The organism is Bacillus salacetis, assembly GCF_003581585.1.
GTDB lineage: Bacteria > Bacillota > Bacilli > Bacillales > Bacillaceae_B > Rossellomorea > Rossellomorea salacetis.
The window spans coordinates 1-15,496 of record NZ_QXIR01000010.1; the positions used below are offsets into that span (position 1 = coordinate 1).

Sequence of the window (15,496 nt, forward strand, 5' to 3'; positions counted from 1 at the left end):
TAATTAGTTTTCTACTTTTGTCCCAGCCTCTTTTCGTTTTTCCTTCTTCGTAAACTTTATTATTTATTATTCAATTCGAATAGTTTCACGAAATTTCATCTAAAATATTTGGAAGGAAAGAGCTGCTCTCCTTTTTCCAAGAGGACTGCATTGGAAGACAGAAAAAAATCAAACCTATTGGAATTCATAAAAAGCAGCAGCTTATTTAAAAAAACCTGCAGCTCGGTGTTTACCATTTTAACGGTCTCTGAGGTATAAGGGGGTATCCAGTCAGTGATCTGAAAGGGAAAGGGGCACGGACCCATTTCTAACTCGGTTTTTCAGGTAACCTCGGATTGAAAAAAAGTTGTAATCCCTCGCATTTACTTCTTCTCGTCCTCTCAGTATAAACACTGTGACGCAGCTGCCACGCTGCCGGAAACGCAATTCCCCACAATGAACTTCTCAATTCAAACCTGACTCTTTGATCCGTTCCGGGCTTCACAAATCAGCACTTCCCAAAGAATAATCACCAACAAAACAACAAAAAGTAATATAAGCACTTAAATAGGGAGGAAACCTTATATGAATCTCAATCAGGAAGACCAGTCAATCATTGAAAAAGCCTTGAAATCAGCTTCTGCCAATACAACCGATCACCATGCGGTTTTTCAATTTCAGAATGTTCTTCAGAAGCTTCAGCAAAATCATGAAGCGAACACTGCCGTACCACAGCAGGATGGCTTCCGTTATGATTATGATGACTCTAAGGAAGTGTAGGCCGGTTCATAAAAAAAATCCCCCTGAATATGGGGGACAGCGGCTTACTTATCATCATCTTCTTTCAATTTTTCCATTTCTGCATGGGTCTGCGGGAATCCGTTAGCCTGCCATTCTTCGCGGTAGGTGTGATCAAGTTCCGACAGTCCTTTTTCGGCTTCTGACTTGTCGGCATCGACGCTTTCCATGTCATCATACTTTTCACTTTGCATAAGGTTCACATCCTCATCCACTTCAAATTTGTCGCTTTTTTTCTTTTTGTAGACTGCTGTTGCCAATGCGGCACCACCTGCAGATACTGCTGATCCGATCAAAATGTTTTTAGTCTTTTTATTCATTTATAATTACCTCCTAAAAGTTTTCCTTATTATTTTAGTACCCAAATCTCTAATAAGGTCAAACTTGAAATTACATCGTTTTGTACAGACATAGCAGCGGTATAAAACTGAATGTCTAAGGAAAGCTATGAAAACAACGCTTTAAAAAGGGGAAATAATGGAAAATTATACTAACGACAACACTGCTAGAAGGTATCGTGCGCATGTCAGTATTTTGGGAACAACACAAATCCATCTCCGCAATCCCTATATTATAGCCTGGTGGAGTGCTGCTTTTCCTGGGTTCGGACATTTATTGATGTCTAAGTACCTCAGGGGATTTGTGTTATTCATCTGGGAGGTGGTTGTCAATATTCAATCAAAATTGAATGTGGCCATGATCTACTCCTTTCAAGGGGAAATAGAACGAGCAAAAGAGGTATTGGATACACGCTGGCTGCTTCTATATGTACCTGTATACATATTTGGAATCTGGGACAGCTACCGGACCACAGTGGACTTGAACAAAATTTATGTGCTTGCTGAACGGGAAGAGCACCAATTTAACACATTCAGCATCGGGGCGTTGGAGATTAACTATCTGGATAAACGAAACCCGGTCATGGCGGTGTTCTGGTCTCTTTTAGTACCGGGTCTTGGTCAGCTTTACATCCACCGGATTGTAACAGCATTTTTCGTTAACATCTGGACAGTCGTATTTTTCTATTATTCTAGAGGGATGGAGGCTATATCCCTGCTGTTTTTAGGAGAAATTCAAAAAGCAACCGATGTTATCAGTCCAGAGTGGCTGCTATTTTTCCCTTCGATCTATGGGTTTTCTTTATATGATTCTTATGTTAACACCATCGAGAATAATAAATTATATGAAAAGGTCCAAAGGAAGTATTTTATGGAAAATTATCAGTCGGCATCGTTCAGGATTCGAAAGGGGCAGAAGATAGAATGACCATGCAGCTGTTTGCAACTTTTGAACTTACCAGCTTTATTGAAATGGCTGTTGTCACTTTAGAGAAGAAAGGGTTCCCTAAGGAAAAGGTGTTTATTGTTACACTTGATAATAGAAAAGAAGATCGGATGGTGTTTGATACCATCCACCGTTCGGATGGAACGTCATTAATAGACATTGGTGCTGCTCTTGCCACTGCATTTGCCGTGATTGGGGCAAGTATAGGGTTTGAGTTGGCCTGGGGTCCGATTTACTGGGGGCTAATCGGTGCAGCCAGCGGATTTATACTCGGATTTGCTATCAGGCTTTTCACGGAAAAGGTGATTAAGAAGAGAAGGAGGCTGTTGAAAGGGTATCATTCAGAAATCATCATGATTGTAGAGTGTAAAGAATCAGAAGCCGAATTGGTTGAGAACATTTTATTTAATCACTATGCTCTCGGTGTTGCCAAAATAAAAAACGTGTAATCCGCAGTGAATTACACGTTTTAATTTGGTTAATGATGATGTTCTTCAGCAGGAGTATCGGGTCGTGTACCCTCCTGCAGGAATTCAAGTTCACTTTCAGTCAATTCACCGACAATGAACTGTTTCTGAGGGATGATGAGCGAGTCTTCACTGGAAGCATGTACTTTGACAAAGTATAAGCCGTCCTGATTGAATTCCTTTGATACTCTATAAATCCCATTACCAAGAACTTCAGCTTCTTCCATCGGGTAATGAAGCGAACCATCCTGCTTCCAAATTTCAAAGTGGACAAAGTCAGGGTTTTCTACCTTTTTCCCATTCTGTGTCAGTACTGCTTCAATGCTTTCTTCTTCTGAGGCTGAAAATTCGGAAGGAATATTAATTTCAGCTTTCAGCGGTTGCTCCAAATGATAAAGCTCTGCTGCATCGTCCCTGAGAGAGCAGGCATTTAACAAGAAACCCACCAGCATGAGGCTGATTAATAAAGGTGTTTTTTTCATCATAATTTACTCCCTTTTCAAGTTATACGTTCAAGAATTTCCTGGCAGCCGGTATCCGCCGAATAACAAACAGGTCAATTACCAGCACGGCGATCAATGACAGCCCGACCAGCGGAAATACAATTCCCAATGCCAGCGTAACTACGAGAAATGATTTCTTTTTAACGATTCCAGGGCCTTTTGGTGCACCCATATGGTCAGAAGGCTTCCGTTTTAACCATAATATGAAACCGCTGACTGCCACCAGGATGATTCCCAAGCAGATGAAGAGACTGAACAACTGATTGAGGAAGCCGAACTGAGTTCCTTTATGAAGTGTAATGCCCAAAGCAACCATCTTTCCAACAAACCCATAGTGATCATAACGATAATCCGTTAGGACTGCACCTGAATATTGATCCACATGCATAGTGATTTCGTCTTGTGCCTTGGGAGGGTAGGCTGAAATGGTGTAGACGCCTTCCTTATCACCAGGGATACTGATGGTGTAGCCGGGGTCTATACCTTCCCGGTTTGCGGTGCTCATGGTTTCATCGATTGAGACAGGGACAAAACCTTCGATGTCCGATTTGGGGACGTCCAGCGTCTCCGCTGCCCAAGGAACATCTGCAATATCTTTGGTCTGTATAGTGGACGCTGGTGCACTGCCCGCCCAAATAGACGGAGGATAGCCGGCTCCGGAATTGGTTGCAATTGTTTGGAAATTAGCTCCCCAGAATCCTGACCAGGGAAGGCCTGTCATGATCAAAAACAACATCCCGGCAGAAATCCAGAATGCAGGGACCGCATGCAAATCTCTTAAGAAAACCCTTTTTCCTTTCGTGAATCGGGGAATGAACACACCGAAGATTTTCTCCTTTTTACGGGGAAACCACAAGATCGCTCCGGTCACGATTAAAACCACTGCCCAACAGGCTGCTAATTCAACTACCCGATCACCTGTTGTGCCGGCCATCAGCTCACCGTGAAACTCTTCAATCTTATTCATGATCCGATCTTCATTATTAAGTGAGCCGATGCTCTTTCCTGTATAAGGGTCCATGAAAACAGTCAGGGATTCATCATTATTTATGATGCCCACTTCACTTGAACGGGCTCTGTCTTCTCCAGGACGGTATTTCGAAATGATGGCATCAGGATAGAGACGCTTTACTTCCTGAAGCTGCTTTTCAGCTGAGACTCTATTCTCACCTGGGGTCACTTCAAAATATTCCTGATAGATCACTTGTTCAATCTGCGGCTTGAATAAATAGACCGAACCAGTGATGGCCAGAATCACAAGGAAGGGGGCAAAAATGATTCCGGCATAGAAGTGCCATCTCCAAACCGTTCTGTATAGAGTGGAATCTGTTTGTTTTTTCATTGTAGTTGAAACATTTACCTGCTTTTCAAGTTCCATAGATAGTTCTCCTTTAGGGGGAAAGATATAAGACTCGTTGATTATAGCAGTCAAATGTGAGGGAAGTATGAAATTGAAAAAAATTTATCCTTTTACAAAACATTATCAATCCTCCATTATTCCGTTCCGCCATTGAATAATGAAGAATGCTTCTATAGAAGGAATTGCCGCTGCATTCCATCTCAAAACAAATAACACGGATTTTCTTAAATGGAATACATCCTGCATTCCATTTCATAACAAGGGAAACGGCCTTTCTCAGATGGGATGTATCTTCAATACCATCTCAAAATAATCATATCTGTATTCTTAAGATGAATTCCGTGATGGCCTTCACTCAACCTCGAAAGCCTATTAACCTGTTCAAAGAAAGCATTGAAGGGTACACCTTAAAAAATACAATACGGCTATTCAAAACTGAAAAGGGGAATTGTGGGGTATGGAGAGCATAATAACCTTACATCCTTTGAAGCCTGTGAGGGGACCACTTGAAGAAAAATAGGACAGGGTGAATGAAGCTGGAAGGTGTAAGACACGTTTTTTACTTCTGCCTGACTATCCTTTTTTAAAGACAGTCAAGAAACTGCAAACATTATATAATACAGCTATTGTTTGGATTAATATTTGGGTTTGTTGTCTGCTTTGGGGATTGCAGGCTGATTAGAAGGGGAGCCAAACAAAAAAACCACACGAAGTGGTTTTCAATCCCGGTAGGCTCCGGCTTCCCTGGAAGTGATATCCCCTTGGCCGCGGTTGACATCTTTTTGTATTTCCTGTTTTACTTTTTGGGGATCTGTTCCCGAAAGTTCCGGCTTCATGACAGAGCTGTCAGCTTGCTGGATATGTTTCATTCGATCACCTTCCATTGCATTTTTAATTAGTATGTGATGATCGGATCATCGATATCCCATGAATAAATAAAGGCTCTTTTCGTAAACTTTGTTGCTATTCAATATAAATTTCAACTAATCTCCTGTAATATCGTCGTAAAAACCCCAGTGATAAGGAAAGAAAAGAGCTGCTCTTTTTTTTCGAGAGTAAAACCTTTGACTACAAGGGAAAAATCCGGCACCTGGGATTTTTCCGAAAGCAACAATATATGCAAAAACAGCCTAAATAAAAAAGCAACCTTTGAAATTGCTGCTCTGGTGCAGGAGCGTATCCCATTAACCAATATAAAAAGGAGGCATTATTCATTGAGGTGAACAATGCTTCCTTTTTGGATGAATTATTCCAGACGGCCTCTCAGCAGATGTGTATTGTCTGCCGGGCTTCAAGAGAACAGTTGCTTCTCTAATTCAGATGCTTCAGTTTCGAGTTCAACTACATCTGCCAAAAGCCTGAACATACCTTTGATCACCAGTTCATCCGGCTTCGATTTTCTGCATTCCTCTGAAATGCGATCGGCTATCCTAATATATTCACCAGAGTTTTTCACTGAGGAGTGAATCTTTTCATAAAGATTCTTCCAGGCTTGTTCGCGTTTTTCAAACGAGATAAAGGCACCTTCCCGGTCCATGTTCACTGAAAAAGGCTTCATGATTTCATCCGTCAGGAGAGGACTGCTGTTTCCCTTGAAGAAATCATCAGCGAGAATGGAAATCTGCCTGACGATATGCCTTCCAAGCTCATTAGGGGAAAGGCCGCTTTCCGTCGAGATGAGAAGCATCATATAAGAGGTATATATGGATTGAGTCATCCACATCAAATCCCATTTGTAAGGGATGATATCATCGCCGTACAAATGCAGCAGGTTATGCTCCAGCCAGCTGAATAAACGTCCTCTCATACGGTGCTCCATCGCCGAGAGTTTATCGCTGTTTCTGGCAGAATCTCCCCTCATATGCATTTTCATATATGATTTATACTCCAGGATCCCCTCGAACTGAACTTGGAACTGCTTTGCAAGCCGCTCTTCACCAGGCATTTCCGCATCAAGCCCCACAACGTAAGCACGCTCGAAAACAAGCTGCTGATAATGCTCGTAGATTGAAATGATTAAATCTTCTTTGGAGTGAAAGAATGAATACAACGAACCTTTGGAAATACCGATACTGTCGGCTATCTGCTGCATGGAAGTCTGTGTATAGCCGTGTTCAGCAAAAAGTTCTACAGCAGCTTCAAGGATTGCTTTCCGTTTATTCATCAATTTCACCTTCTTTCATTCATATTTAACACCACTGAGGCTCACCGAATCACCCTATTATACCACAAGGATTCAGCTATCATTTTCAGTATAAGCCCATGGTAAGGACCCTTCACGGCAAATTGTGGCTGATTTGCAAACCCGGCACATTATTCCTTGACTATATCCATTATCCATGTAAAATGACTATTGAGTCAACGAATAAAACCCTTGTGCGTAAAGGGTTATCTAACCTAAATAAAATCATTTTGACCGATGGGTCGAATAATGGAAGAGGAGGTAATATCAATGTTAAAAGCCATACTTAAGAGATCCAAAATCACTCTGATCTTTGTACTGTTATTCGTGATTATTGGAATTTTTACATTTTTACAGCTTCCACAGCGGGAAATCCCTGAAACGGAGGTTAACATTGGCACTGTGTCGACAGTATACCCCGGAGCAACCGTTGAAACGGTCGAGAGGACTGTCACCAATCCGATTGAAGATTCCCTTCAGTCCATTGATGGCATCAGTGAGCTGAGCTCTTCTTCAGCTGCTGGTTTCTCCACTATCATTGTAGAGGTTGAAGACGGCGCTGACAAAAAAGAAGTGTTCAGCAATGTGCGCCAGGCAGTGTCGGATACTTCCACTTCTTTCCCTGAAGAGGTATTTGATACGGAAATCAATGAATCAACAGTAAAAATGCCGATTGTTTCCTATCAGCTTACAAGCGATAGCCGTGAAGACCTCGAGAACCTCAGAAACGAAATGGACCGTTGGACTGAAGAAGTAAAAGAATTGTCCGGTGTTGAAGGGGTAACGGTAAAAGGTCTTCCTGAAGAGGAAATCCTCATCAAGCTGGAGCCGGAAGCGCTTAAAGAAGCAGGCTTGAATGTCGGCAGCGTGATGACTGCGATTAACGATGAATTCTACCCTGCGCCGCTTGGTAAGCAGGAGATTGACAATGAAATTGTACAATTATCGGTAAACCATTATGGTACGATCGAAGATATGAATGAAGTATTTGTCGGGAAAAACCCTCAAGGAGATTCGATTTTTCTTGGCGATGTCGCCAACATAGAAGTCGCTCCTAAAGAGGTGAAAGACCTGATTACCTTTGAAGGAAAACCTGCCATTTCATTTACTGCTTTTGTCCAATCGGGCGAGGACATTCCTTCTGTGGATGAAAGAGTGAGTGAAAAGGTGGAGGAACTTGCAGAAGGGCTTCCTGGTGAAATTGAACTTGTTCCTTATTACTCTCAGGCGAACCTTGTTAATGATATATTCGATGGCTTGTTCATGTCGCTGGCCATTTCAGTAGTGGCGGTCGTCATCACTACTTCACTTGGATTGACTGGTTCCGGGGCATTGGTTGTGGCGCTTGCAGTACCGATTTCTGTGCTGATGGGACTGATACCGCTGCCTTACGCAGAGGTTGATTTAAATCAAATATCCGTCATTGGAGCCATCATCGCACTGGGTATCCTGGTCGATGACTCGATCGTTGTGAATGATAATATCCAAAGAAGATATAAACTTGGAGACGGAGCCTTGGCCGGAGCCATCACGGGGGTTAAGGAGATATGGGTTTCCATCGTGACTTCTTCCTTCGCGATTGTATTCACATTCCTGCCGCTGATTTTCCTGTCAGGAGGAAACGGTGCGTTCATTCGTGCATTGCCGACCGTTCTGATCACCACTATTATTGCTTCCACCTTGGTAGCATTGATCTTCGTACCGGTTATGCGCTACCTTCTATATAGTAAAACAAGCAAAAAAATCTCGGATTCTCCAGGATTCCTGGGTAAACCTTTTGATAAACTGGCTGATTTTTATGCTGAGACGGTTTTGAAGAAATTTTCAAAAAGACCTTTGATCACATCGATTATCGGATTGGTATTCACCACAGCCATTTTTGGTCTTGTGGTACTGACTCCATTTGAGTTCTTCCCGTCAGCCGACCGTGAAGAAGTGACAATTGATGTCACACTTCCAATTGGAACACCACTCGAAGAAACGGCAGATACGCTTGGTGAGATGGAAGAGATGCTGAAAACAGATGAAGGTGTCCATGAAACGAGCGTATTCGCAGGGACAGGGCTTCCTAATTTGTTCAACAGTTCCTTATCCAATTCAGGCTCTAACACCGGACAGATCGTCGCAAGAGTCGATAGGGAAAACCAGACGGCTCAAGGGTTGATTGAAGACTGGACAGAAAAACTGCGCGGGGAGTTCCCTGATGCGGAACTGTTCATGGAAACGATCCAGCAGGGGCCTCCTGCAGGTGCACCGGTGACAGTGACTGTGTCAGGGCCGGAAATGGAAAAGCTTTTGGAACTGAGAAACACTTTAAAAGGTGAAATGAATGAATTGGAAACTAATCTTGTTGTAGATAATGTGGGAGAAATGGCTCCGACCATTGAATATATTCCTGACCGAGGGACTTTGGAAGAGAACGGGATCACTGTCAAACAGATCAGTGAACAAATCAGTCTCGCCACGGAAGGTATCCCGATGAAATCCTTTGACAATGGCGTGACGAAGAGGGATATGAAACTTGTGCTGGAGGGGAACGAAGGAGATGTCGACCTATCCGCATTAGAGCTTCCGGCAGCGAGTGCCAACCCTCAGGGAGCGCCGCAGCTGGTTTCATTGGATGAGCTGGTGGATGTTGAAGAACAAGAAGAGATCCAGCAGATTCCTCATAAAGACGGCGAACGTGCCATCACAATCAGGGCGTTCCCTGATAATGAAGAAGGTTATGAAGCAAACGTACAAGAAATCGTCGATGATGTAAAAGATGGGTTGGATAAAGACTACAGCATAACACTCGGTGGAGAGAATGAAGCACAGGACAGCTTCTTCTCGGAAATCATAATCTTGTTTACCATCGTGAATTTCCTTGTGTATCTTTTGATTGCACTGCAGTTTAACTCATTATCCTTGCCATTCCTGGTATTGGTTGCTGTATATCTTGCCATAGCAGGAGCCATCCTGGGTCTGTTTGTGACACAGACGCCTATCAGCTTCCTTGGCGTCATGGGTATGGTTTCACTGACAGGGATTGTCGTCCGGAACTCGATTGTCCTCATAGAGTTCATCGAGCAGCGGAAAGATGATATGGATGTTAAACAAGCTGTAGTGGAAGCGGGCAGAACGAGACTGCGTCCGATTCTTTTGACAGCACTGACCTCCATTGTCGCATTGCTTCCGGTTGCTGTCAGCGGTGATGCCCTGTTTACACCACTTGCCGTAACCATCATATCCGGAATTCTGTTCTCAGCGATTTTGACACTGCTGCTTGTCCCAATGCTCTACCTGGTGTTTAATCGCTTTAGAAGGAAGAAGAAGGATAAGGCATTTTCATAAGTTTGATTGAGAGAAGGCTTTTGGCCTTCTCTTTTTTTGATGGCTTGGAATGAACCTGGTAAGCCTGAGGCAAATAGATAGAGTCGAGGATTGTCCTGGCACCGTTCGTGGATAGACCATTCCAAACGCACAAAAAAAGCACTCGCCGAGAAGCTGCATGCTTTTAATCTTCTACTCAAAGAACTTGCTGACTTTCTCTTCATCCGCAAGATGTTCCTGCAGAAAGGTCCTTAGCTCTTCTTCGTTTTCGAACTTCCGCAACTCTTTTCCATACCATTTTTCCAATTCATCTCTTGTTATCTTAATATCTTCTTCAACATACTTGAACTGAACCCAATCCGCATTATCAATCAAAGCAAGTATGATCCCGGCATTATAAAGTGAAAGCTCTTCATAATCCGTTACACTTCCTTCATTGATTTCTAAAGGGGCATAATTTAATTGAATTCCGTAAGGTTCTTCTGTTGTCTTCAGTTCCAATCCATCCAGCTGCTCTGCATCAGGTTTTGTCAATGTCCTCGTTATATTGCCCACCGCACCACTGTCTCCTACATAGGAATCTTTATATTGAAATAGATCCTCTGTAAGGTTTGGTGGTGTTGAGGCACAGCCTGATAAGAATCCTGCAGCTATTAAACCAATGATCAGTTTTTTCATTTTTACCCGCCTTCATAACAATTTTCTATTTATTAATACGATATTAACACGTAGATAGTTTCATTCTGGGGTGACTTTTGTGAAACTTTATCGCATACGTAACGTCTTATACATAAACGATTCAAAGAAGGGGAGGCAGGGACCACTGAAATCTTATAAGCTTGTGATATCCCTTTCAATGATTCTACTGACAATCGGATGTTCTAGTAATTTTTCTGGCAAAACGGTGCAATCTTCTGAGCTCACTGCAAAGGATTATTTGTCAGCTTATGAGAACCCGGACATTTTCCAATGGAATGGTGTGGTATATATGAGGAAAACCCGGGAAATCAACCACGAAACCAGGAAAGGCAAAAGAGAAGGAATAATAATGAAGCAAACGATGGATTATAAATGGTTTGAAGACGGAACCTCGACTATGCTTCCTGTTGGGACTGAACTTTATAAAGCGAGCGAAGGAACAGAAGATGACGCAGAAAGAATTTTGCTTGCAACCGTGGACTGAAACATCATATGTTACAGTTATATGATTGAGGGATAGGATTTCGTGGAAGAAGTTTATGGTAAAATATAGATTAAAAGGGGATATCAGGAGATAGGTCCTGAACATCAGTAAGAAAGGGAAGGGTCCGCGATGAGAGAGAAGCGACAAGTTGTGTTGAACGGGATGGTACTTGGGGACGGTATTTCATTGCTTTACCCGGAACCTGATAAGTTTCTATCCTGCTATTCCATTTATTATGGACAAAAATATTCAGATTATTTTTTCAGAAGGTCATTGGAGGCCATGAAGGAAATCGTCTCCGTTTATGACTGCGGATATCTTATTAGAAAAGATGAAAGCATCATCGGAGGGGTGTTTCTGAAACCCAATTTCATGGCAGACTTGTTTGTTGTACCGCCCTACAAGGACTATGAAGGGTTGGCTCAGAAGCTCATACCCCTTTTAAAGAAAATTTCAAGGGGGGAAGAAAAAATCATCCTTAGGGATGTTGTAGAAGAACATGTCCCTGTCTACGAATCTCAGGGCTTCACTGTCCAGGAAGTGAATTACTGGATGATACGTCCTGCTGAGCCATTAAAGGCAGAGCTGCCGGAATCATACATGGCAAAATCGGTTGAGTATGAAGATATTGAGTACTTGTCAATGTTGATAAGGAATGCCTATAAAGCCAATCCGGCATATGCACATATCGGCACTAAAGAGGATTATGCGAACCATGTAAAGGAGTTCGTTGAAGTATTTAAAAGCAATGAAATAATGGATGAAAGTTCCCGTGTGATCGTAGAAAGAAGCACTGACAGACCTGTTGGTGTGTGTCTTCATATGGAATTTGAAGAGTATCCTCTTATCATGAGCCTGGCTGTAGCCCCCGAACATCAACATAGAGGCCTCGGCCGTTTCTTACTAATCCATTCCATCAATACAGCCAGCAGGGTATACCCGGCCACCCGTCTGGCTGTTTTGAAAAATAATTCAGCCATCAAGCTTTATGAAGACCTGGGATCCGTGAGAAATAAAGGAATTGTGGAAATGTACATGAAGTAATGACCATTTGATGAATACAAGCTGGTATCACCACAGCTTGTATTCATCATTTATGTAAAATTCTTTTGTTTTCTAGCCTTTCTTCAAAATAGATCGCTGCTGCCGCATATTTTTTCCTCCGTCTTTTAGCTACAGGATGGCCCTTTCATGCTGCAAAACATTCGGACGCACCCACAACTTTGAAAAATCAACATAACCAAAATGCTTGAACTCTATGTTCATGATATCTGTTGAGAAGGGGATGAATCTCTTCTCATAATAAAGGGGAATCATGATGCTCTCCTCAATGAGCTTGTGTTCAACTGTAGAATTCAGGGCGGACCAATCCCCCAAAGGAGTATGAAGATACTTATCAAGCAGCCTGTTCAATTCCTTATTCATCTTCAGCACCTGTGAAAGGGGAGAGAATCCATTTTTCATAAAATAATAGAAAGAGAAGTCCTGATTGGATTCAAAAATTTCTCCATGGACGAATAAGTCTACATCCAATGTATCGGGCTGTTTGGTCAGGGTATCAGCGAAAGAAAACCACTTGATTTCGACTGGGATTCCTTCTATTCTGAGGACGTTCTCGAGCCACTCTGTCGTCTTGACCGTGTGGCCGGCTCCACGAATGATGAGCGGTTCAGTGAATTCAGGTCGTTCTGCCTCTAGAATCGATATGCCGTGATCTTTCCCGATCATGACACTCTTGCTATTGGGAACGAGGCGGGGACTGCATTCCATGATGGAGTCTCTGTACTTGGAAATCACCCAATGGATATAATCCCGGACTTCTTTTCGTTTAATCGATGAGTCCCGGGTGCTGTTCATCACAATGATGCCGAAGCCCGAATCACTTTCGACTTCCACCGATGAGTTTCCAGCTTCCTCGTTTTGAGAATGATAGATTCCTTTAAAATCCGCAGGCACCTTGACAAACTCGACTGAGTCTAAGAGCGGGCGTTCTTGGAAGTGGTCTGAAAAAGCAGAAAGAGTGGTTTTCTCCCCGCTGTTTTCCTCGAGGGAAAAACAGCCTGTTCCAAGGATACGTTCCTTAGTTTCCCTATAAACACTGGCACACATCATACTGAGGAGCGGCAAAATGTAGCTGCACCCCCCAGGATGGTGAATATCAAGAATCAAGGAAGCCTTCACTTCAATATTCGTAACCGGTGCCCATAATTCTCTATAATGCTTATGTCCTCTCAATCTTTCAAGACACTGTGCAGCATCTTTGGCAGTGAGAAGTGAACCATCATGGAACTTAATATCTTTTCTAAGATAGAGCCTCAGTTTAGAAGAAGAGATATCCCAGCTGTGGGCGAGCTCAGGGGTGATTGTTCCATCTTCTGTCAACGAGACCAGGCGGTTAAATACATTTGCCACCAAATGGGCACTGAAAACATCAGCTGCTTCAACAGGATGAACTGAGAAAAACGGATATCTTTTTGGAACGATCAACTTATCTTTTGATTCCTGTTTGAAACCGAGCTTTGATTGAAACTTTGTCATCAATCTCATTTTGCTGTCTGTCGACCAATTGTAGAGAAGGTACTTGCTGCTCCGCTCGACAGGTTCCTTATCGATTCTAGCCATCGCTTCTCTTTCAAAAATATTTTCCACTTCCATCTTCCAGTGTAAAACCGAGGTCTTCCCGCGCCCCCGGCCCGGAGAAAAAGCAATCCATCCTTCTTCATCCCATTTCTTCAGATACCGGGATGTCTGCTTATGGCTTAATTGAAGGGTTTCTGAAATCTCTTCAATTCTGATGCTGCCCGATGGGTAGTACCTCCAAAGTGTAAGTAATTTATCATCCATTTCAAAAACCCCTCCATAAAAGTGGACATCAAACGTTCATTTGTCTATTTTTAAATAATTCCGTCTAGTTTAATATACAGTAAATAAAGGGAGGGTAACAATATGAAATGGAAGGAATTACCGAGGAATATCAAAGTTAGAATGATTACTTCATTTTTCAACCGTGCTGTTTCATCAGCCGTTATGCCATTCATGGCTTTATTTTTTGCACAGGAAATGAACAAGATATGGGCTGGCGCCTTTCTGATTATCACTGTGATCATTGGGTTCGTCATCAACCTGGTAGGCGGGTATATATCTGACCGTTTTCCCAGAAAAAAGGTCCTTTTAAGCACTTCATGGTTGAATGCCTTGTTTTTCCTGGTCATGACCATCAGCTTGTTTCCACATGATAAGTTGATTTGGCTGTTTGCAGGTGCATACATAGGATTCATTATCACAAGCAGTCTTGGAAGGCCGGCGATGCATGCCATCATCATTGACTCGACAACACCAGATAACAGAAAAGCTGTTTATGCTTTGGATTACTGGCTCATCAATTTGTCAATGGCCATCGGTGCAGCACTTGGCGGTCTATTGTATTTGAATCATCAGAAGGAACTTTTCATTATGCTGACGTTCACCTCCACAACAATACCAATCGCTTATGGAATCTGGCTGCAGGACAAGTTCAAGGATAAACTGCAGAAAAAGCACCAGAATGTATTCATTGACCTCATAAACAACTACCGGGTAGCATTAAGGGATTCAGCGTTCGTCAAAGTAGTAGCTGGTTCCACCTTCATTTTCGCAGCGGAATTCTCACTCAATAGTTATATAGGAATCCGGCTGGCGGAAACATTCGAAGCGGTGAACATCGGAAGTTTCGAAATCGTCGGTGTCAGGATGTTGAGTATCCTTAATATCGAGAATATGCTGCTTGTTGTTTGTTTCACCTTTATTGTTAATCGATTTACCGATAAGCTGAATAAAAAGAATGCGTTATTAATCGGCCTTATTTTATACGGAATTGGATATGTGACCGTCACTTCCGCAAATACCTGGTACATGCTGGTCGCGTTCAACCTGATTGCCACAATGGGGGAATTGATTTACTCTCCTATCCGCAATGCGGAGCAGGCAAACATGATCCCCAGCGACCAAAGGGGATCTTACTCCGCCTTTTCGAATCTGTCCTTCAGCGGCGCGGACCTTATTGCCAGAAGCAGCATCATCATTGGCGCGTTCCTGGTGCCAACCATGATGTCTGTATATATAGGAGTCATTGTTATGCTGGGTACCTTCCTGATTTATACAGGGTTATTTGTTCGGAAATATGCGGTTGGTAAAATTATTGCTGAAAAATCGGTATAGGTGGAGAAGACTCTTACAGGTCATTCAAACTAAATGAGTTGTGGAAGGGAAATCATTGCGATTTCTCTTTTTCTATTATGCAGACTATTTTTGCATGAATTGTTGCTTTCGGAAACCCTGGATTCCAAGATCTTTCACTCAATAAAGGGTGAGTAGCTCTTTTCTTTTTTGCTTACAGGGGTTTTTTCGATGAATGACCAGGATATTTCTTTGAACTTAGTTAAATAGCAA

14 protein-coding genes are annotated in these 15,496 nt (G+C 42.6%); 7 read left to right on the forward strand and 7 right to left on the reverse strand.

Annotated features, from left to right (window positions below):
- Positions 1-564 precede the first annotated feature (564 nt).
- Positions 565-759: a hypothetical protein gene (locus tag D3H55_RS08860; RefSeq protein ID WP_119546552.1), complete on the forward strand. Its 195-nt coding sequence runs from the start codon at positions 565-567 to the stop codon at positions 757-759.
- 44 nt (positions 760-803) lie between these two features.
- Here the strand turns inward: D3H55_RS08860 and D3H55_RS08865 are convergent, their stop codons facing one another.
- A complete protein-coding gene (locus tag D3H55_RS08865) occupies positions 804-1,097 on the reverse strand; it encodes a hypothetical protein (protein ID WP_119546553.1) in 294 nt (97 codons plus the stop codon).
- 157 nt (positions 1,098-1,254) lie between these two features.
- Between D3H55_RS08865 and D3H55_RS08870 the strand changes: the two genes are divergently transcribed.
- Together D3H55_RS08870 and D3H55_RS08875 are read left to right on the forward strand one after the other, a co-directional pair.
- Positions 1,255-2,043 (forward strand): hypothetical protein, encoded by a 789-nt coding sequence (locus tag D3H55_RS08870; protein ID WP_119546554.1) that lies wholly within the window; start codon positions 1,255-1,257, stop codon positions 2,041-2,043.
- A 2-nt stretch (positions 2,044-2,045) separates the two neighbouring features.
- Positions 2,046-2,510 carry a hypothetical protein gene (locus D3H55_RS08875; RefSeq protein WP_119546687.1) on the forward strand — a complete coding sequence of 155 codons (465 nt, stop codon included), beginning with the start codon at positions 2,046-2,048 and terminating at the stop codon, positions 2,508-2,510.
- Positions 2,511-2,539: 29 nt separating this feature from the next.
- Here D3H55_RS08875 and D3H55_RS08880 read toward each other — a convergent pair whose 3' ends face one another.
- The 4 genes from D3H55_RS08880 to D3H55_RS08890 all read right to left on the reverse strand — a co-directional run bounded on the left by D3H55_RS08880 (position 2,540) and on the right by D3H55_RS08890 (position 6,555).
- Positions 2,540-3,010: a FixH family protein gene (locus D3H55_RS08880; protein WP_119546688.1), complete on the reverse strand. Its 471-nt coding sequence runs from the start codon at positions 3,008-3,010 to the stop codon at positions 2,540-2,542.
- Between the two features lie 22 nt (positions 3,011-3,032).
- On the reverse strand, positions 3,033-4,409 hold the full coding sequence (locus D3H55_RS08885) for a PepSY-associated TM helix domain-containing protein (RefSeq protein ID WP_119546555.1): 1,377 nt from the start codon (positions 4,407-4,409) through the stop codon (positions 3,033-3,035).
- 701 nt (positions 4,410-5,110) lie between these two features.
- Complete coding sequence (locus D3H55_RS24145; protein ID WP_168413014.1) at positions 5,111-5,260, reverse strand: hypothetical protein; 150 nt, start codon at positions 5,258-5,260, stop codon at positions 5,111-5,113.
- Positions 5,261-5,682: 422 nt separating this feature from the next.
- Positions 5,683-6,555, reverse strand: a complete 873-nt coding sequence (locus tag D3H55_RS08890) for a TetR/AcrR family transcriptional regulator (RefSeq protein ID WP_119546556.1) — start codon at positions 6,553-6,555, stop codon at positions 5,683-5,685.
- A gap of 288 nt (positions 6,556-6,843) precedes the next feature.
- Here D3H55_RS08890 and D3H55_RS08895 point away from each other — a divergent pair, with 288 nt between their 5' ends.
- Complete coding sequence (locus D3H55_RS08895) at positions 6,844-9,906, forward strand: efflux RND transporter permease subunit (RefSeq protein ID WP_119546557.1); 3,063 nt, start codon at positions 6,844-6,846, stop codon at positions 9,904-9,906.
- 171 nt (positions 9,907-10,077) lie between these two features.
- Here D3H55_RS08895 and D3H55_RS08900 read toward each other — a convergent pair whose 3' ends face one another.
- A complete protein-coding gene (locus tag D3H55_RS08900; RefSeq protein WP_119546558.1) occupies positions 10,078-10,563 on the reverse strand; it encodes a DUF4825 domain-containing protein in 486 nt (161 codons plus the stop codon).
- Between the two features lie 370 nt (positions 10,564-10,933).
- Between D3H55_RS08900 and D3H55_RS25200 the strand changes: the two genes are divergently transcribed.
- Positions 10,934-11,068 (forward strand): hypothetical protein, encoded by a 135-nt coding sequence (locus D3H55_RS25200; RefSeq protein ID WP_276310218.1) that lies wholly within the window; start codon positions 10,934-10,936, stop codon positions 11,066-11,068.
- A gap of 129 nt (positions 11,069-11,197) precedes the next feature.
- Positions 11,198-12,112, forward strand: a complete 915-nt coding sequence (locus D3H55_RS08910) for a GNAT family N-acetyltransferase (protein WP_119546560.1) — start codon at positions 11,198-11,200, stop codon at positions 12,110-12,112.
- Between the two features lie 129 nt (positions 12,113-12,241).
- Here D3H55_RS08910 and D3H55_RS08915 read toward each other — a convergent pair whose 3' ends face one another.
- Positions 12,242-13,912, reverse strand: coding sequence for an ABC transporter substrate-binding protein (locus D3H55_RS08915; protein ID WP_119546561.1), 1,671 nt, complete (start codon positions 13,910-13,912; stop codon positions 12,242-12,244).
- Positions 13,913-14,014: 102 nt separating this feature from the next.
- Here D3H55_RS08915 and D3H55_RS08920 point away from each other — a divergent pair, with 102 nt between their 5' ends.
- Positions 14,015-15,265 (forward strand): MDR family MFS transporter, encoded by a 1,251-nt coding sequence (locus tag D3H55_RS08920; RefSeq protein WP_119546562.1) that lies wholly within the window; start codon positions 14,015-14,017, stop codon positions 15,263-15,265.
- Positions 15,266-15,496: the final 231 nt, after the last annotated feature.

What these genes read in the sequence shown, in the direction of transcription:
- D3H55_RS08880 (WP_119546688.1), bottom strand. Translation starts at nt 3,010, where the DNA reads ATGAAAAAAACACCTTTATTAATCAGCCTCATGCTGGTGGGTTTCTTG.
- D3H55_RS08860 (WP_119546552.1), top strand. Translation starts at nt 565, where the DNA reads ATGAATCTCAATCAGGAAGACCAGTCAATCATTGAAAAAGCCTTGAAA.
- D3H55_RS25200 (WP_276310218.1), top strand. Translation starts at nt 10,934, where the DNA reads ATGAAGCAAACGATGGATTATAAATGGTTTGAAGACGGAACCTCGACT.
- D3H55_RS08885 (WP_119546555.1), bottom strand. Translation starts at nt 4,409, where the DNA reads ATGGAACTTGAAAAGCAGGTAAATGTTTCAACTACAATGAAAAAACAA.
- D3H55_RS08875 (WP_119546687.1), top strand. Translation starts at nt 2,046, where the DNA reads ATGCAGCTGTTTGCAACTTTTGAACTTACCAGCTTTATTGAAATGGCT.
- D3H55_RS08910 (WP_119546560.1), top strand. Translation starts at nt 11,198, where the DNA reads ATGAGAGAGAAGCGACAAGTTGTGTTGAACGGGATGGTACTTGGGGAC.
- D3H55_RS08865 (WP_119546553.1), bottom strand. Translation starts at nt 1,097, where the DNA reads ATGAATAAAAAGACTAAAAACATTTTGATCGGATCAGCAGTATCTGCA.
- D3H55_RS08915 (WP_119546561.1), bottom strand. Translation starts at nt 13,912, where the DNA reads ATGGATGATAAATTACTTACACTTTGGAGGTACTACCCATCGGGCAGC.
- D3H55_RS24145 (WP_168413014.1), bottom strand. Translation starts at nt 5,260, where the DNA reads ATGAAACATATCCAGCAAGCTGACAGCTCTGTCATGAAGCCGGAACTT.
- D3H55_RS08895 (WP_119546557.1), top strand. Translation starts at nt 6,844, where the DNA reads ATGTTAAAAGCCATACTTAAGAGATCCAAAATCACTCTGATCTTTGTA.
- D3H55_RS08890 (WP_119546556.1), bottom strand. Translation starts at nt 6,555, where the DNA reads ATGAATAAACGGAAAGCAATCCTTGAAGCTGCTGTAGAACTTTTTGCT.
- D3H55_RS08870 (WP_119546554.1), top strand. Translation starts at nt 1,255, where the DNA reads ATGGAAAATTATACTAACGACAACACTGCTAGAAGGTATCGTGCGCAT.
- D3H55_RS08920 (WP_119546562.1), top strand. Translation starts at nt 14,015, where the DNA reads ATGAAATGGAAGGAATTACCGAGGAATATCAAAGTTAGAATGATTACT.
- D3H55_RS08900 (WP_119546558.1), bottom strand. Translation starts at nt 10,563, where the DNA reads ATGAAAAAACTGATCATTGGTTTAATAGCTGCAGGATTCTTATCAGGC.